Annotated in this window: 23 protein-coding genes and 1 other annotated feature; of the genes, 5 read left to right on the top strand and 18 right to left on the bottom strand. The window is 39.6% G+C overall.

The annotated features are described in order from the left end of the window. Nucleotides 1-10 precede the first annotated feature (10 nt). Entirely contained in the window at nt 11-2,458 is a 2,448-nt protein-coding gene (thrA, locus tag A9500_RS05970) for a bifunctional aspartate kinase/homoserine dehydrogenase I (protein WP_065244242.1), read from the bottom strand. Nucleotides 2,459-2,491: 33 nt separating this feature from the next. Continuing rightward, nucleotides 2,492-2,606: a sequence feature (Thr leader region), on the bottom strand. Between the two features lie 163 nt (nt 2,607-2,769). On the opposite strand from thrA, the gene A9500_RS05965 reads away from it, so the two are divergent. Then, nucleotides 2,770-3,474 (top strand): YggS family pyridoxal phosphate-dependent enzyme, encoded by a 705-nt coding sequence (locus A9500_RS05965; protein WP_065244241.1) that lies wholly within the window; start codon nt 2,770-2,772, stop codon nt 3,472-3,474. 56 nt (nt 3,475-3,530) lie between these two features. Here A9500_RS05965 and murA read toward each other — a convergent pair whose 3' ends face one another. From murA to galT, 15 genes are all read right to left on the bottom strand, one after another. Beyond that, a complete protein-coding gene (murA, locus tag A9500_RS05960) occupies nt 3,531-4,811 on the bottom strand; it encodes a UDP-N-acetylglucosamine 1-carboxyvinyltransferase (RefSeq protein ID WP_065244240.1) in 1,281 nt (426 codons plus the stop codon). 8 nt (nt 4,812-4,819) lie between these two features. Continuing rightward, nucleotides 4,820-5,077 (bottom strand): BolA family protein, encoded by a 258-nt coding sequence (locus tag A9500_RS05955; RefSeq protein WP_049380103.1) that lies wholly within the window; start codon nt 5,075-5,077, stop codon nt 4,820-4,822. A 13-nt stretch (nt 5,078-5,090) separates the two neighbouring features. Continuing rightward, complete coding sequence (locus tag A9500_RS05950) at nt 5,091-5,426, bottom strand: lipid asymmetry maintenance protein MlaB (protein ID WP_065244239.1); 336 nt, start codon at nt 5,424-5,426, stop codon at nt 5,091-5,093. Between the two features lie 4 nt (nt 5,427-5,430). Then, entirely contained in the window at nt 5,431-6,078 is a 648-nt protein-coding gene (gene mlaC, locus A9500_RS05945) for a phospholipid-binding protein MlaC (RefSeq protein WP_014064940.1), read from the bottom strand. Between the two features lie 21 nt (nt 6,079-6,099). Further along, nucleotides 6,100-6,606: an outer membrane lipid asymmetry maintenance protein MlaD gene (mlaD, locus tag A9500_RS05940; RefSeq protein ID WP_065244238.1), complete on the bottom strand. Its 507-nt coding sequence runs from the start codon at nt 6,604-6,606 to the stop codon at nt 6,100-6,102. Nucleotides 6,607-6,618: 12 nt separating this feature from the next. After that, nucleotides 6,619-7,404, bottom strand: a complete 786-nt coding sequence (gene mlaE / locus A9500_RS05935; RefSeq protein ID WP_049366355.1) for a lipid asymmetry maintenance ABC transporter permease subunit MlaE — start codon at nt 7,402-7,404, stop codon at nt 6,619-6,621. Further along, complete coding sequence (gene mlaF, locus A9500_RS05930) at nt 7,401-8,195, bottom strand: phospholipid ABC transporter ATP-binding protein MlaF (RefSeq protein WP_065244237.1); 795 nt, start codon at nt 8,193-8,195, stop codon at nt 7,401-7,403. The genes mlaE and mlaF overlap by 4 nt, the downstream gene beginning before the upstream one ends. Before the next feature lie 72 nt (nt 8,196-8,267). Continuing rightward, nucleotides 8,268-9,800, bottom strand: a complete 1,533-nt coding sequence (lnt, locus tag A9500_RS05925) for an apolipoprotein N-acyltransferase (RefSeq protein ID WP_065244399.1) — start codon at nt 9,798-9,800, stop codon at nt 8,268-8,270. Between the two features lie 74 nt (nt 9,801-9,874). Continuing rightward, entirely contained in the window at nt 9,875-10,771 is an 897-nt protein-coding gene (gene corC / locus A9500_RS05920; RefSeq protein WP_014064936.1) for a CNNM family magnesium/cobalt transport protein CorC, read from the bottom strand. Nucleotides 10,772-10,979: 208 nt separating this feature from the next. After that, nucleotides 10,980-11,114 carry a hypothetical protein gene (locus tag A9500_RS10505; protein ID WP_257005679.1) on the bottom strand — a complete coding sequence of 45 codons (135 nt, stop codon included), beginning with the start codon at nt 11,112-11,114 and terminating at the stop codon, nt 10,980-10,982. 13 nt (nt 11,115-11,127) lie between these two features. Next, nucleotides 11,128-11,520 (bottom strand): hypothetical protein, encoded by a 393-nt coding sequence (locus A9500_RS05915; RefSeq protein WP_065244236.1) that lies wholly within the window; start codon nt 11,518-11,520, stop codon nt 11,128-11,130. A 94-nt stretch (nt 11,521-11,614) separates the two neighbouring features. Beyond that, on the bottom strand, nt 11,615-11,854 hold the full coding sequence (locus A9500_RS05910) for a hypothetical protein (protein WP_065244235.1): 240 nt from the start codon (nt 11,852-11,854) through the stop codon (nt 11,615-11,617). Nucleotides 11,855-12,021: 167 nt separating this feature from the next. Then, nucleotides 12,022-13,047, bottom strand: coding sequence for a galactose-1-epimerase (galM, locus tag A9500_RS05905; protein ID WP_065244234.1), 1,026 nt, complete (start codon nt 13,045-13,047; stop codon nt 12,022-12,024). After that, nucleotides 13,041-14,195, bottom strand: a complete 1,155-nt coding sequence (galK, locus tag A9500_RS05900; RefSeq protein WP_065244233.1) for a galactokinase — start codon at nt 14,193-14,195, stop codon at nt 13,041-13,043. The genes galM and galK overlap by 7 nt, the downstream gene beginning before the upstream one ends. 54 nt (nt 14,196-14,249) lie before the next feature. After that, nucleotides 14,250-15,296 carry a galactose-1-phosphate uridylyltransferase gene (galT, locus tag A9500_RS05895; RefSeq protein ID WP_049374436.1) on the bottom strand — a complete coding sequence of 349 codons (1,047 nt, stop codon included), beginning with the start codon at nt 15,294-15,296 and terminating at the stop codon, nt 14,250-14,252. 215 nt (nt 15,297-15,511) lie between these two features. On the opposite strand from galT, the gene A9500_RS05890 reads away from it, so the two are divergent. From A9500_RS05890 to mglC, 4 genes are all read left to right on the top strand, one after another. Next, nucleotides 15,512-16,519: a substrate-binding domain-containing protein gene (locus A9500_RS05890; RefSeq protein WP_065244398.1), complete on the top strand. Its 1,008-nt coding sequence runs from the start codon at nt 15,512-15,514 to the stop codon at nt 16,517-16,519. A 180-nt stretch (nt 16,520-16,699) separates the two neighbouring features. Then, nucleotides 16,700-17,695 carry a galactose/glucose ABC transporter substrate-binding protein MglB gene (mglB, locus tag A9500_RS05885; RefSeq protein ID WP_014064930.1) on the top strand — a complete coding sequence of 332 codons (996 nt, stop codon included), beginning with the start codon at nt 16,700-16,702 and terminating at the stop codon, nt 17,693-17,695. Between the two features lie 78 nt (nt 17,696-17,773). Beyond that, nucleotides 17,774-19,288: a galactose/methyl galactoside ABC transporter ATP-binding protein MglA gene (mglA, locus tag A9500_RS05880; RefSeq protein ID WP_065244232.1), complete on the top strand. Its 1,515-nt coding sequence runs from the start codon at nt 17,774-17,776 to the stop codon at nt 19,286-19,288. An 18-nt stretch (nt 19,289-19,306) separates the two neighbouring features. Beyond that, nucleotides 19,307-20,317, top strand: a complete 1,011-nt coding sequence (mglC, locus tag A9500_RS05875) for a galactose/methyl galactoside ABC transporter permease MglC (RefSeq protein WP_049373959.1) — start codon at nt 19,307-19,309, stop codon at nt 20,315-20,317. A gap of 113 nt (nt 20,318-20,430) precedes the next feature. On the opposite strand, the gene iscX is transcribed toward mglC, so the two are convergent. Both iscX and fdx read right to left on the bottom strand, forming a co-directional pair. Then, complete coding sequence (gene iscX, locus A9500_RS05870; protein WP_049366368.1) at nt 20,431-20,625, bottom strand: Fe-S cluster assembly protein IscX; 195 nt, start codon at nt 20,623-20,625, stop codon at nt 20,431-20,433. Then, the gene (fdx, locus tag A9500_RS05865; protein WP_005696659.1) at nt 20,625-20,966 is read right to left on the bottom strand and encodes an ISC system 2Fe-2S type ferredoxin; all 342 of its coding nucleotides are present in this window, start codon (nt 20,964-20,966) and stop codon (nt 20,625-20,627) included. The genes iscX and fdx overlap by 1 nt, the downstream gene beginning before the upstream one ends. Between the last annotated feature and the right edge of the window lie 11 nt (nt 20,967-20,977).

Raw genomic sequence — 20,977 nt, 5'->3', positions numbered from 1 at the left:
TATGTCCTTTTTAGTGATGTAATGTTCTTAAAATATCCGCAAAGATACCTGCTGCAGTCACGGCATTACCCGCACCGTAACCACGTAATAGCAACGGAATTGGTTGATAATAACGAGTGTAGAACGCAAGGGCGTTTTCACCGTCTTTCACCTTATACAATGGGTTATTTTGATCCACGGCAATGATTGACACTTTGCAGTGGCCATCTTTAATTTGGCCTACGTAGCGCAATACTTTGCCTTCCGCTTTCGCGGCTTCAACGCGTGCTTTAAATTCCGCGTCTAATTGTGGCAACATCGCCATAAATTCATCAGCAGATTTGCCTTCTGAGAAGCCTTTCGGTAACACGCCTTCCACTTCCACATCGGAAAGCTCAAGTTCTAGACCCGCTTCACGCGCTAAAATAAGCAATTTACGTGCCACATCTTGCCCCGATAAATCATCACGAGGATCTGGTTCTGTAAAGCCTTTTTCACGTGCAAGTGCGGTCACTTCTGAAAGAGAAAGTCCTTCTTCTAATTTGCCGAAGATGAAAGAAAGTGAGCCCGATAAAATGCCTTCAAAATACTCAAGTTCATCACCTGCAGCCAATAAGTTCTGTAAGTTTTCGATAACCGGTAAGCCTGCCCCTACGTTAGTTTCGTATAAGAATTTATGTTGGCTTGCTTGTGCATTACGACGTAATTCATGGTAATAGGCTAATTCACGGGTATTCGCTTTTTTGTTTGGGGTTACCACATGGAAGCCTTCTTTTAACGCTCGCGCATAAAGTCCTGCGACCGATTCAGCCGTTGTACAATCGACAAAGACTGGATTCACTACGTGATGTAATTTAATGAAAGATAACAACACATCGAAATCAGAAGGTTGGGTTGCATTTTCAAGATCGGCTTTCCAATTATCTAAATTCAATCCATTTTCGTTTAAAAGCATTTTGGTTGAATTTGCTAAGGCACAAACACGGATTTCAATATCCTTCTTTGCAAGGTATTCTTTTTGTTGTTTAATTTGTTCAATCAATTCACCGCCAACACCACCGACGCCGACTAAAAACATATCGACGACCTTTTTATTATTAAAAAGGGCTTGGTGAGTCGCTTTCACAGCTTCAATCGCTTTATTTTGCGCCACTACCGCTGAAATTGAACGCTCAGAAGAACCTTGTGCAATTGCTACTAGGCTGATATTCGCTTGAGCCAATGCAGAGAAGAAACGAGCCGCAATACCTTTAGCTTGTTTCATGCCATCGCCCACAACAGAGATAATAGAAAGATCTTTTGCAACTTCAATCGGTTCTAATTCATGGGCTTTTAATTCTGCAGCAAATTCTTGTTCTAAAATCGCTTTCGCTGCATCTGCTGATTTCACTGGTACGCAGAAACTGATGCTGTATTCAGAAGAAGACTGCGTGATTAAAATGACCGAAATCCCTGCTTTCGACATGGCAGAGAAGACACGAGCGGCCATTCCCACCATACCTTGCATACCTGGTCCTGAAACGTTAAACATCGCCACATTATCAAGGTTAGTAATTCCTTTAACCTGTAACTCTTCAGATTTTACATGGCCATCAATTACAGAACCTGGCGCAGATGAATTACCCGTATTTTTAATTACACATGGAATTTGTTTTGGTAATAATGGACCAATTGTACGCGGATGGATCACTTTCGCACCAAAATAAGAAAGCTCCATTGCTTCACGATAAGAAAGGCTTGGTAATAAACGTGCATCTGGTACTAAACGTGGATCACAAGTATAAACGCCGTCTACATCAGTCCAGATTTCGCAAACAGACGCATCTAAACAAGCGGCTAAACAAGCGGCTGAATAATCAGAACCGTTACGACCTAATAACACTAATTCGCCTTTGTCATTACAAGCGGTAAAACCTGCCATTAAGACAACTTTATCCTTTCCGATACTTTTCGCATCAACGCGTTTTATAGATTCTTCAATATCAACTGAAGATTCTAAGTAACCGCCCTGCGCTAATAATTGTTTAACTGGATCAACAATATGAACATTGTATCCACGTGCTTCAAACCACGCTTTCATCATGGCAATCGATAATTTTTCACCACGGCAGTCGATGGTTGCTTTAACCTTATCTTCTACTTTGCCAGCTTGGCGGATTTCTTCTAATAAACCTTTAATTTGGGCAAATTCTGCATCAATTAATGCTTTGGTCCCCGCAAGATCAAATTTATTATTTTCAGCGTGCAAACCATTAATGATGTTATAGAAAATTTCAATGGCTTCGTTAAAGTGGGTATCGGTTGGTTGGTTTAATGCGGCTTTTTCAGAGAGGGCTACAAGATGATTAGTAATTTTAGCAGGAGCGGATAACACACCGGCTGCTTGTTCTTCTAAATGAGCTTTTTCGATTAATTGAGCTGCTTGCGAGAAACGCTCAGGGTTGGCTAATGAAGTGCCACCAAATTTTAATACGCGCATGATAATATCCTCAAGATGTTGTGATTTTTAAATATTAAAAAACCCGCACTAGACTGAATGCGGGTTTTCCTGATCCTGTTTGCTACGCACTAACCCGCCCCATTAATTGTCGTAATGGTCATAATAATGGTGGTAATAGTGAAAGTACGGTTATTTTTCATTGTATTTTTACCTTGAAAAAAAGATGTGTTTAGAAATACCGAAAAAGCGCGAGCTTGTCAAACATAAAATCGAAAAAATGAAGATTTTTTCTAAAAATCATTACTTTGGTGTAGAATAAAACGAGTTTTACATTGGTCAGGAAGGAAATGATGACAATTCAACAAGCTCTCGAAACCATTCATCAACAAATCCAAACATCCACTCAACTCGCTCATCGCCCTGAAAGTGCGGTCACTTTATTAGCTGTTTCTAAAACAAAACCTAATGAAGCAATTTTAGAAGCCTATCAAGCCGGACAAAAAGCATTTGGGGAGAACTACGTTCAAGAAGGCGTAGATAAAATTCAGTATTTTGAAGCACAGAATATTCAAATTGAATGGCATTTTATTGGGCCACTACAATCTAATAAAACCCGTCTTGTAGCAGAACATTTCGATTGGATGCAAACCTTAGAACGTGCCAAAATTGCCGATCGTTTAAATGAACAACGTCCTGCCAATAAAGCGCCTTTGAACGTTTTAATTCAAATTAATATCAGTGATGAAGCCAGTAAATCAGGTATTCAACCGAGTGAAATGCTTGAGCTTGCAAAACACATTGAAAATCTACCGCACTTACGTTTACGTGGCCTGATGGCGATCCCTGCACCAACAGATAATGTTGCTGAACAAGAAGCGGCTTTTAGCCAGATGGAACAATTATTTGAACAACTTAAAGCCGCTTTGCCTCATCAGCAAATTGATACGCTTTCAATGGGGATGACCGATGACATGCAAAGTGCCATCAAATGCGGCTCGACCATGGTGCGTATTGGTACAGCCATTTTTGGGGCGAGAGATTATTCAAAAAAATAATGAATAGAAAATAAAAAAGCGGTCAAAATTGACCGCTCTTTTTTATCTGGATTTAATTAAACTTCTTCGCTCTTTTCAGAGAAACGTTCAATCTTCGCACCTAAGCAACGAAGTTTATCTTCAACGTGCTCATAACCACGATCGATATGATAAATACGATCTACGATAGTTTCACCACTTGCGATACAACCCGCTAATACAAGGCTGATTGATGCACGTAAATCTGTTGCCATCACTTCTGCACTAGAAAGATGCTCAACACCGTGACAAACTGCCGTGTTACCTTCAATTTCAGCTTTACCGCCCATACGAATTAATTCTGGAATGTGCATAAAGCGGTTTTCAAAGATGGTTTCAGTAATGATACTGGTACCTTCTGCCACCATGTTTAACAAGGTGAACTGAGCTTGCATATCTGTTGGGAAACCTGGGTGTGGTGCAGTACGAATATTGACGGCTTTCGGACGATTGCCATGCATATCTAATGTAATGCTATCTTCTGTTACTTCAACTTCCGCGCCTGCTTCACGAAGTTTATCAATCACCGCATCCATGGTATCCGCTTTGGTATTTTTACATACTACTCGACCACCAGAAATGGCACCCGCAATTAAGAATGTACCAGTTTCAATACGATCTGGCACAATGTTGTGCTCGCAGCCTGTTAAGCAGTCAACACCTTCAACGACAATGTGATCAGTACCTGCACCTGTAATTTTCGCGCCCATTTTGTTGAGGAAATCTGCTGTATCAACAATTTCTGGCTCGCGCGCTGCGTTTTCAATCGTTGTAGTACCTTTCGCAAGTGTCGCGGCCATCATAATGGATAAGGTTGCGCCCACGCTCACTTTTTCCATCACAATACGTGTACCTACAAGACGCTCTGCGACAACTGCTTTTACATAACCTTCATCAAGCTCAATCGTTGCGCCGAGTTTTTCTAAGCCACTAATATGAAGATCAACCGGACGTGCACCAATTGAACAACCACCAGGTAAAGAAACTTGACCTTGATGAAAACGAGCTACTAACGGTGCTAATGCCCAAATAGAGGCACGCATAGTTTTTACTAATTCATACGGCGCAACGAAGTGATCAATTTTAGAGCAATCTAGTAATACTGCACCTTCAGCATCGCGCTCTGCCACAACGCCAAGTTTACGTAAGATCTTTAAGGTGGTATCAATATCTTTGAGTTCCGGCACATTTGTTAATTTAACCGGCTCAGTCGCCAAAATTGCGGCAAAAAGAATAGGAAGTGCAGCATTTTTTGCACCAGAGATGGTTACAGTACCACTTAAGCGAGATTGCCCGCCATAAACACGAAATTTTTCCATAGAAAATCCTAGCTTGCTTGATGTAATAGACGATCCATTTTCCACTTTGCAGTGGTATAGGTTTTAATGGTTAAAGCATGAATTTCGCCAGTTTGGAAATAAGGCATTAATGGCGCGTAGATAGTTTGTTGTTGTTTTAATTTAGAAAGTGCAGCGATCTCATCGCTCACTACAATCACACCAAAGTGTGCATTTTCACCTTGAGCATAAACCTCATCTACATTCAGGCTTTCTTTTAAAATACGTTCAATTTCTTGCAGTTCCATTAGGATTTCCGTTTTAATGATGATCAATAAAAGTGCCAATCCAATGAGATAAATTCACTAAATCAGCAAGGGTTAATAACTGTTCTGGCGGATTTATCAACCGCACTTTTTTATTTGGTAACTGCTCACTATCATGTAGAAAATCACACAATAATGCAAAACCAGCCGAATCAATTCGTTTAATATTCGTTAAATCAAATTCAATGGTACTTTGATTCTCCAGCTTTTCTGATAAAAAAGAAGCACGTTGTTGCCATAATGGTAACAACGTGTTGCGGGATAGCTCCCCCGATAATTGGAGAGCTATCTTATCATTATTTTGGATTAAATCCCACTTTAACGCAGTCATTCGCTTATTTGCTCAATGTCACTGGTGCAGCAGCAGATTTTTGAATTTGAGCAGTTAATGCATCAATACCTTGTTGACGTAAGATACCGCTCCATTCATTTTGTTTGGTGACAACCATGCTCACGCCTTCAGCAACCATATCATAAGCTTGCCATTCGCCCGTTTTACTGTTTTTACGCCATTTGAAATCTAATTTAATTGGCGCTTGTCCACCATTTTGCATGATGTTTACACGAATGCTCACAAGGTTTTTGTCGCCCACTTCTTTAGCCGGTTCAATTTGAATATTTTGATCGGTGTAAGCAGTTAATACTTGTGCGTAAGCTTGTTCGATAAAATCGCTGAATGCTTTAAAGAATTTTTCACGTTGTTCTGGTGTGGTTGATTTAAAGTGTGAACCTAACACCAAAGAACCTGCATAGTTTACTTGCACGTAAGGTAATAAATCGTTACGCACGATGGTACGTAAATAGTTTGGATCCTTTTTAATTTTTGCCTGATTGTTTTTGATATCGGCAAATAACTTATCTGATGCTTGTTGCATCAACACATAAGGGCTTGTTTCTGCACGTACAGTTTGAGTCACAAAAAGTGCGGTCACTGCAAATGCCATTACGCTAAACCATTTTTTAAACTGAGTAAATTTCATCATAAATCTCCTAAATAAAGATTATTATTTTACATCTGATTCTGCTTTGTCAGCATTACCGTCTGCTTTTTTATCACCGTAAAGGAACTGGCCGATTAAATCTTCCAATACCATTGCGGATTTAGTGTCTTGAATTTGGCTACCGTTTTTTAACATCGCGGTTTCACCATCATCAAAGCCCATACTTAAGGCGATATATTGCTCGCCCAACAATCCCGATGTTTTGATCGATAACGAACTGTTTTCCGGAATTTCGTTATATTCTTCATTAATCGCAATACTGACTTTTGGCAAGTAAGATTTTTCGTCTAACGTAATGTCAGACACGCGACCAATGACTACCCCACCAAGTTTAAGTGGTGCACGGACTTTTAGTCCACCAATATTGTCAAAAGTTGCAGTCACTGTGTAAGATTTTGTTTCACCAAAACCTTGCACATTCGCTACACGTAAGCCTAAAAACACTAACGCGGCGATACCAAGTAGTAAAAATAGCCCTACCCAAAATTCATATTTAATTGTTTGTCGCATAAAAATACCCTTTTAGCCTGCCCCAAACATAATGGCAGTTAAGATGAAATCGAGTCCAAGAACCACAAGTGATGCGTGGACAACTGTTCTGGTTGTGGCTTGACTGATACCTTCTGATGTCGGAATACAATCATAACCATTGAATAACGCAATCCACACCACGGCAATGGCGAAAAATACGCTTTTAATAAATCCGTTTAGAATGTCATAGCTCCAGCTGACGGCATTTTGCATCACAGACCAAAAGCTACCAGCATCGACACCTTTCCAATCTACGCCGACAAGCGCACCGCCCCAAATACCAATCGCGGTAAAGAGAAGCGCAAGAATTGGCATCGCAATCAGCCCAGCCCAAAAGCGTGGTGCAATCACTCGACGTAATGGATCGACCGCCATCATTTCAAGGCTGGAAAGTTGTTCTGTGGCTTTCATTAAGCCAATTTCAGCTGTTAACGCAGAACCTGCTCGACCCGCGAATAAAAGTGCGGTCACTACTGGGCCTAATTCACGTAATAAAGACAGCGCTACAAGTTGTCCAAGGCTGGTTTCTGCTGAAAAATCGACTAATACCACATAACCTTGCAACCCTAACACCATTCCAATAAATAAACCTGAAAGCAGGATAATTAATAAAGACTGTACACCTAATACGTGTAATTGCTTCACTAATAAAGGAAAATGTTGACGAATTTGTGGCTTACCCACTAATGCACCAAACAGCATAAAGCCTGAGCGGCCTAATGCGCGGAAAAATTTGATTACGCTTCGTCCAAGTGAAGAAATCATATCAACAATCATTTAAATAATTCCTCCACATAATCACCTGCCGGATAATGGAATTTTACCGGACCATCTGCTTCACCTTTTAAGAACTGCACCACTTGCGGATCTTGGCTCGCGAGCAGTTGTTCTGATGTTCCTTCGGCAATCACATGTTTATCCGCAATGATATAGGCATAATCCGCAATGCTTAATACTTCCTGCACATCATGGGAAACCACAATAGAGGTTAAATTCAGTGCTTCATTCAAGCGTTTAATTAAACTCACGATTACGCCCATGCTGATTGGATCTTGCCCTGTAAACGGCTCATCAAACATAATTAAATCCGGATCAAGTGCAATCGCTCGAGCCAATGCGGCACGACGCGCCATCCCACCAGAAAGCTCCGAAGGCATTAAATCTGCCGCACCGCGTAAGCCCACCGCTTCTAATTTCATCAACACAATTTGACGAATTAAACTTTCCGGTAAACGGGTATGCTCGCGAATCGGAAATGCCACGTTATCAAACGTTGAAATATCCGTAAATAATGCACCTGATTGGAATAACATTCCCATGCGTTTACGCACTTCGTAAAGATCACGATTTGAAAGACGACAAATATCTTGTCCATCAAACAAAATCTCGCCCTGTTCAGGATGCAACTGACCACCGATTAATTTTAGTAGCGTGGTTTTCCCGATCCCTGATGGCCCCATAATGGCCGTAATTTTGCCCTGTTGGACTTTTAAATTCAGGTTATCGTAAATCACACGCTCACCTCGTTTGAAGGTCAGGTTTTTGACTTCGATTAGATTTTTATTCATTAAAATCTCATTGGTTTTATAAGAAGAAATTTATTTTTCTCTCACGTTAAAAAAGTGCGGTCGTTTTGACTGCTATTTTTGTGAAAGGTTCAAGCGGCGTTTTAATAACGTCGTAAAGCCACGTAATAACACAAAAATCAATGACAACACATAAATAGGTAAATTACCTAATGCTGCATAAGGCGTTTTGCCTTCTGTTGGCACCATTTTATGGGTCAGCGTTGTTTCCTCAAATTGAGGCGCTTTCGCTTCAATGTTGCCTTTTGCATCAATAAACACTGAAATCCCTGTATTCGTTGCACGAATTAATGGTTTACCTAATTCGAGCGCGCGCATTCTAGCCATTTGTAAATGCTGCCAAGGGCCAATACTATCACCAAACCATGCATCATTAGAAATAGTCAGCAAATAATCTGTTTCTTTTTTCAGATTTTCACGAAGTTGCTCACCAAAAATAATTTCATAACAAATCGCTGGCGCAAAAGCATGTTGTTTTGCCATAAAAGATGGCTGTACCGCATCGCCACTTTGGAACGCTGACATTGGCAAATTAAATACGGAATTAAGTGGACGTAACAAACTTTCTAACGGCACATATTCACCAAATGGTACGAGATGATGTTTGCTGTAACGATTTTTTGTTGTTAATTCATAAGGGAAATCAGGATTCCCTGCCGTCACAATGGAATTTAATAATTTACCACTTTGCTCATCGCGATATACGGTACCAATCATCACTTCCGTATTTTTCTCTTTCGCAACTTTATCTAAAGCTTCAAAAAATGGCGTAATGGCATTTTCAAGAGTAGGCAATGCTGACTCGGGTAAAATAATCAAATCAGACGTGCCTAAATGCCCCAAAATTTGTTTTTGATAGATATCTACCGTGGCATAAAGGTATTCAGGATCCCATTTTAAATTTTGCTCAATATTACCTTGTGCAAGGGTGACGGTTAATCCTTTATCTCCTTTTGGTTGAACAAAATTCACCTTACCTGCATAAGCACTTAATCCACCCACAACCAATAATAGCAATGCATTCACACCGACTAAATTCCATTGTTTTTTCGATAGTGAAAAAACAAGATTAAAAATGACCGCACTTGCCCAAACGGTAAAAAATGTTAGCCCCGTGACACCAAAGATCGGCGCGATGCCGAAAAATGGACTGTCGATTTGGGTATAACCAAATTGTAACCAAGGAAAACCGGTAAACACCCATCCACGCAAGAATTCAGTCAATGTCCAAATCGCGGCAAAAATGACTGCACTTTGCACCTGAAAACGCTGCACTAAATAAGTGAAAAGCATTGGATAAAGTGCAAGGTAAGCCGAAAGTAAGCCCACCAAGAGATAGCTCACACCAAGGGATGCCCCACCAAATTGATGAATGCTGACATTTAACCAACTTACACCAAAACAGAAAAAGCCCATCGACCACAAAAAGGTGGCCAAAAGTGCGGTTGATTTTTTGGCATTTTTCGCTACAAAAAGCAAGCCGCCCAACGATACATAGGCTAATCCCCAATAATCAAACGGCGAAAAGGCAAATACGCCAATCACACCAGAAATCAGGGCCATAAGATAAACGATTAATTTATTCATTTTATCCATACTACAAAAAAATATTCCCCCTCTTTAGCAAAGAGGGGGCTAAGAATACGGTCAAACTGAGTAACTTACTCAGCTTGTTCTTCTACACCTTCCATATCCGATAAATGTTCATCTGGCACGGTTACGCGTACCTGAATTAAACGGCGACTATCGGCAGAAGTGACTTTAAATTGAATATTTTCTAAGGTAATTTCTTCACCGCGTTTAGGCAAATACCCAAAGGCTTGCATGATTAAACCACCAATGGTATCCACTTCTTCATCATCAAAATGCGTATTAAATTGGGCATTAAAATCATCAATATCCGTTAACGCACGTACCGCATAAGTGTGACGAGAAAGCTGACGAATATCCGCGACATCTTCCTCATCAAATTCGTCTTCAATATCACCAACAATTTGTTCGAGAATATCTTCGATGGTCACTAAACCTGATACTGCACCAAACTCATCTACCACAATTGCCATATGGAAACGCTCAGAGCGAAAATCTTTTAACATACGATCAACACGTTTACTTTCCGGCACAATCACAACTGGACGTAACAACTTGGAAAGCTCGAACTCTTCCGCATCTTCACGTAAAAACTTAAGCAAATCTTTTGCGTGCAAAATACCTTCAATATTATCGCGGTCATCCGTATCTGCAATCACAGGAAAACGAGAGTGGGCAGATTCAATAATGGTATTCAAGCAGGCATCGAGATCTTGATTCGATTCAATAAATACAATTTGCGAGCGAGGAATCATGATATCGCGAACGCGAAGCTCTGCGATTTCCATTACCCCTTCAATCATCTCACGAGTGTTTTGATCGATTAAATCGTTTTGTTCTGAATCGCGAATCACTTCGACGAGTTCTTCACGGTTTTTCAACTCACCTTGGAAAAAGCGGCCAATAAGTGATTGGAAAAAAGATTTTTTAGTTGTTTCAGTTTGATTACTCGAATGTTCTTCGTTCATAAAATTAAATGTGTTACAGTCGGATTGACGGTGTGAAAAGTAGCACATTTTAACCAAAATCGCAAAAAACTTAAGCTAAATGGCTGAAAATAAAGTGCGGTTAAAAACTTGGTAATTTTTAACCGCACTTTTACTTTAAAACTCTAGTCGTTGCGTTAACCCTTCCTCTGGTTCTTGACTTCGGAAAATCAGCCATAACCTCAACACATCAATCATAATTCCACGATGCAACGTAAGATAAAGCGGAAATCTGTGCAAGATATACACTATTTGGATAGGTGTACAATATCCGACCAACACGGATATTGCCTAAGGCGGAATGTCCACCGAGAATGACAGTCATAAAAACCTCTAATCTAAACTGAAAAATAAACTTCATTACTTATGTTGGGTTCAGATAGTAAGAAGTCATACCACTTAGATAAAATAATCTTAAATTGGTCAAACTCAAGATAATCATCAGGATATTCTTCATCCCCCCAATAAATAGTTACTTTATCTAACGAGATTAGCGCACCTAAGGTTTGCCCCCACATATCATATTCAAGAATTTCTTGTTTAGATATTTTATCAATCTCTTCAAGACCATTTTTTATCCATTTTTGTAAATGGCTTATACCTAATCCCTCATCATCAATTAAAAAATTAACTATATTTAAAGCCTCATCTACATTTAACATTGAGCAACGAGGTCTCAAAACCCCGTCTTTCCATGTAGACGATATATACCAATAAAATTTAAAATCCATAATTAGTTCCTATTTCATGAGTAGGTAAACTGTTACTTTAGGTTCTTTGTATCCTTCTACTTCTACACAGGGGTGATATTTTCCAATATTCATTTTATGGATAATATTTTTTATCCAACAAATTAAGATTTTCTAATATTTCATCATTTGTCATATAAAAACCAGGTTCTATTATACTAATCAGATCCAATGCAAAATCACGAAACTCCTCTCTCCAATCAATTGATGAATTCATTAATTCTAAGGCTCTATAAGAAATCTCCTGTTCTGATGCATTATTACTTACCATGGATCTAATTTCATTTATAAAGTCTTGTTCACTATATCTGATCATTTTTATTTCCCAATTGAACTAACATATCAACAAATGAGCATTAGTATTCTGAGATTATCAATAAGCTATTACCTAATACATTCAAATATACCTTAAATACTCTATTCATAAGAATAAAAAATGCGGTTAAAAATACAATATTTTTTAACCGCACTTTCAAGGATTACCTATTTAAACCTAAATTCTGTCCACTGGTAATAGCGTTCACCTGCTTTTTGAATACCGCCATAATTTTGCCATTCGGGATGGTTAGGGGTATCGGGAAGGCATTGAGTTTCAAGTGCGATGCCACTGAAATCTTGATAAGTGCTACCTTCACGAGTTGGAGTGCCGGCAAGATAGTTTCCTGTATATACCTGTAATGCTGCTTGGGATGTGAGCACTTCAAGGCTTAAATCTTCATTAGGGGAAGTCAATAATACACAAGGCTTTTGCCATGCTTTATTGACGATAAAAGAATGATCGTAACCTTTTGTCACCACTTGATCGCCTTGCTGAAAATCTTGTGCAATTGGTTTTGCAACACGAAAATCAAAGCTGGTATTCACCACATGCTTAAGTGGTGAATTTGGGATGCCTTCGCCATCAACCGGTAAATAGAAATCCGCATTGAGGCGTAATGTATGATTTCTCACATCACTACCCTGCTCAGCATTTTCCAAATTGAAATAAGCGTGGTTCGTTAAGTTAAGTGCGGTATCTTTATAGCTTTCTGCTTCATATTCAATTTTTACGCTATTTTCATCGGTTAATGTATAAATCACATTGACTTGTACATTACCTTCAAAACCTTGATCACCATCGGGAGACACAAGGGAAAAACGCACAAAATTCTGACCGCACTCTTCCACTTTCCAACGACGTTTATCAAAACCTTCTTTACCACCATGTAATTGATGATTGCCTTGATTCGCAACCAGCTGGATTGTTTGCTCACCTAATTCAAATTGGGCGTTAGCAATACGGTTCGCATAGCGTCCTACGCTTGCGCCAAAATAAGCAGTTTGATGAGGATAATCTTCCACTTTGCAGCCGAGTAACACTTCTCGCAACTCACCATTCACCGGGACTTTACAAGAAAGCCAAGTGGCTCCCCAATCCATAAATTGCACCATCATGCCATTTGAATTGGTGAGTTGAACAAGTTGATAAGGCTGTCCATCTGATGCATTGAACGCCGTTTTTTCTAGCATAGACTCACTCCTTGTGAGGCTGTGCAAACGTAGAAATCTTCTTTTAAACCCGTTTGTTTCTCATAATTATCGGCAATAATTTTACGCACTTCTTCAACTTTATCATGAGGTGCAAGGGCAACAATGCAGCCACCAAAACCACCGCCTGTCATTCTCGCACCACCGGTTTTACCAATCACTAATTGAGCAAGTTCAACAAGATAATCGATTTGCGGTACGGTAATCTCAAAATCGTCACGCATGGACTCGTGAGATTGCCCCATTAACTCGCCTAATTTTGTTAAATCGTTATGTTTTAACGCTTCAACCGCATCAAGCACACGTTGATTTTCAGTCACCACATGGCGTGCACGTTTCGCCACTAAAGAATTAAGTGCGGTCAATTCTGCTTCTCTTTTTTGGAATTCTTCTACTGACACATCACGTAACGCTTTTACACCAAAGAATTCTGCAGCCTTCTCACATTGCCAACGGCGTGTATTGTATTCGCCCGTCACCAAATCATGCGGTACATTTGAGTTCACAATAATAACAGCGACATCTTTCGGCACAGGCGTTGGCTGTGTATCTAAGCTACGGCAATCAATCATTAAGAGATGATCTTTTTGCCCTAAAGCGGAAATTAATTGATCCATGTTCCCGCAATTTGCACCTACAAATTTGTTTTCAGCTTTTTGACCAATTAAAGCAATCTCGGTATGTGTTAAAGGTAAATCACTAAGCTGTTGGCAGAACTTACCCGTCGCTACTTCAAGAGCTGCAGAAGAACTTAAACCAGAAGAATGAGGCACATTTCCTGAAATGACCAAATCAGCGCCTTGTTTAAATTGTGGGCAACGTTCTTGAATAAATTTCACGACACCACGCACATAATTCGCCCATTTTTGCTCACTTTGAGGGAAATCCTCATCAAGAGAAAAGGTATCCTCAAGATCAAGATCTGCTGCATAAACATTCCAAATATGATCAGCACGTTTTGAGCCCGCAATGGCTGTACCATAATTGATTGCACAAGGCATCACAAAGCCATCATTGTAGTCGGTATGTTCGCCGATAATATTTACACGACCTGGTGCATACACGGTCAGTTCAGGTTGCTTATTATATTTTTGCGTAAAAATGTGTTGGGATTTTTGGACTGGAGTCATATTATTTTCCTTTATCTTTCACACTCCCTCTTAATTCAAGAGGGAAAAGATTTCTTAACGTTCTTTATAATGTACTTCGCTTAACGCTCGTAATCTTTCTGCGGCTTGTTCAGCGGTGAGGTCACGTTGGCTTTCACCTAGCATTTCATAGCCCACCATAAATTTTCGTACCGTAGCTGAACGCAATAATGGTGGATAAAAATGTGCATGAAGCTGCCAATGTTCGTTATCTTCACCATTAAATGGTGCAGCATGGAAGCCCATCGAATAAGGGAAAGACGTTTCAAATAAGTTATCGTATTTCGTTGCCAATTTTTTCAATATCACGGCAAGATCTTTAGCTTGAGCTTCAGTTAATTCTGTTAAGCGTTTTACATGCAATTTAGGCAACAACAGGGTTTCAAACGGCCACACCGCCCAATAAGGCACCACCGCAACCCAATGCTCGGTTTCCACCACAATACGTTCTTTTTTCTCTAATTCTTTTTGAACGTAATCCACTAAAAGTACCGAACCGTGTTTTTCATAATAATTTCGTTGAGCAACATCTTCGCGTGCAACTTCATTCGGTAAAAAGCTATTTGCCCAAATTTGTCCGTGCGGATGTGGATTGGAACATCCCATTGCCGCGCCTTTATTTTCGAAAATCTGTACCCACTGATATTTTTGACCCAGTTCACGCAATTGCTCTTGCCACACTTTAATCACTTCTTCAATTTCAAGTGCGGTCAATAATGGCAAGGTTTTGCTGTGATCTGGTGAAAAACAAATAACACGGCTTTCACCACGAGCTTGGCTCATTTGGAAAAGAGGATCGGCTGATTGCTCTGGCGCTGGTGTATCTTCTAATAAAGCCGAGAAATCATTTTTGAATACATAAGGTTTATGGTAATCCGGATTAGGTTCGCCAGTGATACGTTTATTACGCGGGCAAAGATAACAATTTGGATCGTGGCTTGGCTTTTGTTCCTCACTCACTTTTTCTTGTTGCCCCTGCCATGGACGTTTAGCACGATGTGGCGAGACTAAAACCCATTGGTCAATTAACGGATTATAACGACGATGTGGATGATCTGTCGGTTCAAATACGGTTTCGCTCATATTTTTGCTCCAAAATGTAAACGATTACAAAAAATTTTCTCATAAGATAACAAATTAAAAAAAATAAACCGTGATCATTATCACAAAATCAGGAAATAAGCCGCTCATCCAATCAGTTTTTTGTGACGAATGTAGCATTTTTGAAAGTAACCGCTTTCAATTTTATTCAAATTTACTATGATAATTGCTATGAAAAAATGAATGAGAGCCCTGTTATGCCTACAATTCGAGATGTTGCTGAATTAGCTTGCGTGTCGGTTGCCACTGTTTCCCGGGTGATTAATCGCTCCCCATCTGTGAGTGAAAAAACCCGTTATTCGGTACAACGTGCAATGGAAGTCTTAAATTATCAACCCAATGCAAACGCACAAGCTCTGGCAGTACAAAATACTGATACCATTGGCGTGGTGGTTACCGATGTAACGGATCCGTTCTTTGCTATCTTGGTTAAATCGGTCGATAAAGTCGCTGAAGAGCATCAAAAAACGATTTTGATCGGCATTGGATACCATCATGCAGAAAAAGAGCGTGAAGCCATTGATACCTTGCTACGCAAGCGTTGTAGCTGTTTGGTTGTTCATTCCAAAGCCCTTTCTGACGAAGAGTTACAACATTATTTAGAAAATGTACCCGGTATGGTGGTAATTAACCGCGTGATTGCGGGTTATGAAAATCGTTGCGTCAGCCTTGATAACCGCCAAGGTACCTATCTTGCCACTGAAATACTGATTCGTTATGGTCATAAGCACATCGCCTACATTGGTTCCAACCACGGTATTTTAGATGAAACTGAGCGCAAGGAAGGCTACTTAGAGGCCTTAGAAGCGCATAACTTCCCCATTGTAGAACAAGCCATTGTGCATAATTCGCCTGATTTTGAAGGCGGTGAAAAAGCCATGATTGATTTATTGAGCTACAACTCCAATTTAACCGCAGTGGTGGCCTATAACGATACAATGGCAGCGGGGGCAATTTCCGTTTTAAATGAAAACAATATCAAAGTCCCGAAACAATTTTCCATTGTGGGATTTGATGATATGCCAATTGCTCGATATTTAATCCCAAAACTCACTACGATTCGATATCCAATTGATTTAATGGCAAATTATGCGGCAAAACTAGCGTTAAGTTTAGTCGATTCGTCTATTGTCACACCTACTGTTGTTCAATTTAATCCAACATTGGTGAGACGTTTTTCCGTGGAAAATGCAATAAAACCGTGATGGAGATCACAAATTTAAACATTGCTATGTAATCGTTTTCATTTATGTGAGTTTGATCACAGATTAACAGTTTTGATTTCGTTATGATGAATTCAGTTGCAATAGATGTACGCAACATTCCTCTATTTGATATATAAAAAATCAACAATAAAATCTCTTTCTCTACATAGGAGCGTTTTTATGAAAAAAACAGCAGTATTAAGTGCGGTCGCTTTAGCAATCGGTTTAGGTTCAGCAACTTCAGGTTTCGCAGCCGATAACCGCATTGGTGTTACCATTTATAAATATGATGACAACTTCATGTCATTAATGCGTAAAGAAATCGATAAAGAAGCGAAAGCGCTTGGCGGCATTGAGTTATTAATGAATGACTCTCAAAATGCACAATCTATTCAAAATGACCAAGTGGATGGTTTGCTTTCTAAAGGTGTAAAAGCTTTAGCGATTAACTTAGTAGACCCAGCAGCAGCTTCAACTGTTATCAAGAAAGCTAAACAAGATGACATTCCTGTTGTTTTCTTCAATAAAGACCCAGGTGCAAAAGCAATTGGTAGCTACGATCACGCTTACTATGTTGGTACAGACCCGAAAGAATCTGGTTTAATCCAGGGTGACTTAATTGCTAAACAATGGAAAGCAATGCCAGCCTTCGACTTAAACAAAGACGGTAAAATCCAATATGTATTATTAAAAGGTGAACCAGGTCACCCAGACGCAGAAGCACGTACTAAATATGTGATTGAGCAATTAAATGCTAAAGGTATCCAAACCGAACAATTATTTATTGATACCGGTATGTGGGATGCAGCAATGGCTAAAGATAAAGTGGATGCATGGTTATCTAGCTCTAAAGCTAACGAAATTGAAATGATTATTTCAAACAATGACGGTATGGCATTAGGTGCATTAGAAGCAACCAAAGCACACGGTAAAAAATTACCAATCTTTGGTGTGGATGCATTACCGGAAGTACTTCAATTAATCAAGAAAGGCGAAATTGCTGGTACCGTGTTAAACGATGGCGTTAACCAAGGTAAAGCAGTTGTTCAACTTTCTGCAAACCTTGCTAACGGTAAAGCAGCAACAGAAGGTACACAATGGAAATTAGAAAACCGTGTGGTACGTATCCCTTATGTTGGTGTAGATAAAGATAACCTAAGTGAATTCTTAAAATAAGAAAATCTATTGCTTTTCTTTAATTTTAGGGGGAAAGGAAACCCAAATTCCCTTTCCCCCTTTTTGATGAGGTTGGATATGACAACTCAAACCCAAGACAGTGATGTACTACTGACAATGACGGATGTCAGTAAGTCTTTCCCCGGTGTAAAAGCCCTTGATCACGCCAATCTAACAGTTCGTTCTCACTCTGTTCACGCCTTGATGGGTGAAAACGGGGCGGGTAAATCTACATTATTAAAATGCCTCTTCGGAATTTATGCAAAAGACGAAGGTGAAATTTTATTCTTAGGCAAACCTGTTGATTTTAAAACATCAAAAGAAGCCCTTGAAAATGGGATTTCAATGGTTCACCAAGAACTTAACTTGGTGCGTCAAACCAGTGTAATGGATAACCTATGGTTGGGTCGCTACCCACTTAAAGGTCCTTTTGTGGATCACGCCAAAATGTATCGTGATACCAAAGCGATTTTCGATGAATTGGATATTGATGTTGATCCAAAAGAAAAAGTGGCCAAACTTTCCGTTTCACAAATGCAGATGATCGAAATTGCGAAAGCTTTCTCTTATAACGCTAAAATCGTAATTATGGATGAGCCAACATCCTCACTTTCAGAAAAAGAAGTGGAACATCTTTTCAAAATTATTCAAAAATTAAAAGATCGCGGTTGTGGCATTATCTATATTTCACACAAAATGGATGAAATCTTCAAAATTTGTGATGAAATCACCATTCTTCGTGATGGTAAATGGATCAATACCGTTGAAGTTAAAGGCACCACCATGGAAGAAATTGTTTCAATGATGGTAGGCCGTGAATTAACACAACGTTTCCCTGAAAGAACTAACGTACCAAAAGAAATCACACTTGAAGTGGAACATTTAACTGCGGTGAACCAACCTTCTATTCAAGATGTTTCCTTTAATTTACGCAAAGGTGAAATTTTAGGTATTGCAGGTCTTGTTGGTGCAAAACGAACCGATATTGTGGAAGCCATTTTTGGTGTACGCGAATTAAAAGAAGGGACGATCAAACTCAACGGAAAAATCGTGAAAAATCATACCGCACTTGAGGCGATTAACCACGGTTTTGCTTTGGTAACTGAGGAACGTCGTTCAACCGGGATTTATTCAAACCTAAGCATTGAATTTAACTCTTTGATTTCAAATATGAAATCTTACCTCACCCCATGGAAATTGCTTAGCAACAAAAAAATGGCAAGCGATACACAATGGGTGATTGATGCGATGAACGTGAAAACACCTTCTCACAAAACAACGATTGGATCGCTTTCTGGTGGTAACCAACAAAAAGTGATTATCGGCCGTTGGCTTTTAACCCAACCAGATATCTTAATGCTCGACGAACCAACTCGTGGTATTGATATTGGGGCAAAATTTGAAATTTATCAGCTCATTCAAGAACTCGCTAAAAAAGATAAAGGCATCATTATGATTTCATCAGAAATGCCGGAACTATTAGGCGTAACAGACCGAATTTTGGTCATGAGTAATGGTCGTGTTGCCGGCATCGTTGAAACGGCAAAAACGTCTCAAGAAGAAATTTTGCAACTTGCCGCAAAATATTTATAAATCATAAAGGAACAAATTATGAGTGCCTTACCAAAAAATAAATCATTCGATTTCTTAAAACAAAATGCGATTTATTTTGTGTTGTTGATTTTACTTGGCATCATCATCGCACAAGATCCAACATTCTTGAATGTTCGCAACTTTAGCAACATTTTAACTCAATCATCCGTCCGTCTCATTATTGCCCTAGGTGTTGCAGGCTTGCTTATCACTCAAGGTACCGACTTATCAGCCGGTCGCCAAGTAGGTTTAGCAGCGGTTATTTCTGCTACTCTCTTACAATCTATGGAAAACATGAACCGCGTGTTCCCAGATTTAGGTGAAATTCCTATTCCAGTAGTTATCCTGACTGTTTGTGCGGTAGGTGCTGTAATCGGCTTAGTGAATGGTTTAGTTATCGCTTATCTCAATGTAACCCCGTTCATTGCAACTATGGGTACCATGATCATCGTTTACGGTTTCAACTCACTTTATTATGATGGCGTAGGTGGTTCACCAATTGCTGGTTTCAGTGAATCTTTCTCTAACTTCGCACAAGGCTTCTTCAGACTTGGTTCGTTCAAATTATCCTATATCACTATTTATGCTGCAATTTGTGCATTCTTAGTTTGGGTAATGTGGAATAAAACACGCTTCGGTAAAAATATCTTTGCTATCGGTGGTAACCCTGAAGCAGCAAAAGTATCTGGCGTAAACGTAGCACGTAACCTTGTTGTGATTTACATGATTGCAGGTATGTTCTATGCATTCGGTGGTATGTTAGAAGCTGGTCGTATCGGTAGTGCTACCAACAACCTCGGTTTCATGTATGAATTAGATGCGATTGCTGCCTGCGTAGTAGGTGGTGTATCTTTCGCTGGTGGTGTGGGTACTGTTATCGGCGTAATCACAGGTGTTATTATCTTCACCGTTATTAACTACGGTTTAACTTATATCGGTGTAAACCCTTACTGGCAATATATCATTAAAGGTAGTATTATCATCCTCGCGGTTGCTATCGACTCCTTAAAATATGCGAAGAAAAAATAATTAAAAACAACGATAAAAATAACCGCACTTTAGTAATAAAGTGCGGTTTTATTTTGAGGTAAATTCTCAAAACAAAAAGCGAGCCTCTCAGCTCGCTTTTTTAATCGAATCGATTACTCGTATTCATCTAACCATTTCAACAAAATCGCTTCCAGAATACTCTCGTTAGATTTCATTGGATCATCATCAAAACCGTCTAGTTCACAAATCCACTTATGCAAATCCGTGAAACGTACCGTTTTAGGATCTAAATCTGGATTACGATCATAAAGTTCTTCTGCAATAAGTTGGGCATCGGTCCATTTCATTAGTGGGCTGCCTCATTCGCATGGTTAATATTATATTTAGGGATTTCCACCACTAAATCTTCATCACCCACGACACATTGGCAAGAAAGGCGGCTATCCATTTCTAAGCCCCATGCTTTATCCAACATGTCTTCTTCTTGATCGCTGGCTTCATTTAATGAATCAAACCCTTCACGAATAACTACATGGCATGTTGTACAAGCACAAGAACCATCGCAAGCGTGGTGAATTTCAACGCCCGCATTATGTGCCACTTCTAATAAGTTGTCGCCAGCTGCCGCATCAACCACCATACCCTCTGGGCAGAATTCTTCATTCGGTAAAAAAATCACTTTTGGCATATTACTTTCCT

It is taken from the genome of Haemophilus sp. CCUG 60358 (assembly GCF_001679485.1).
GTDB lineage: Bacteria > Pseudomonadota > Gammaproteobacteria > Enterobacterales > Pasteurellaceae > Haemophilus_D.
Note: the sequence above shows the minus strand (reverse complement) of the source record. Positions and strands in the feature narration are given on the sequence as shown.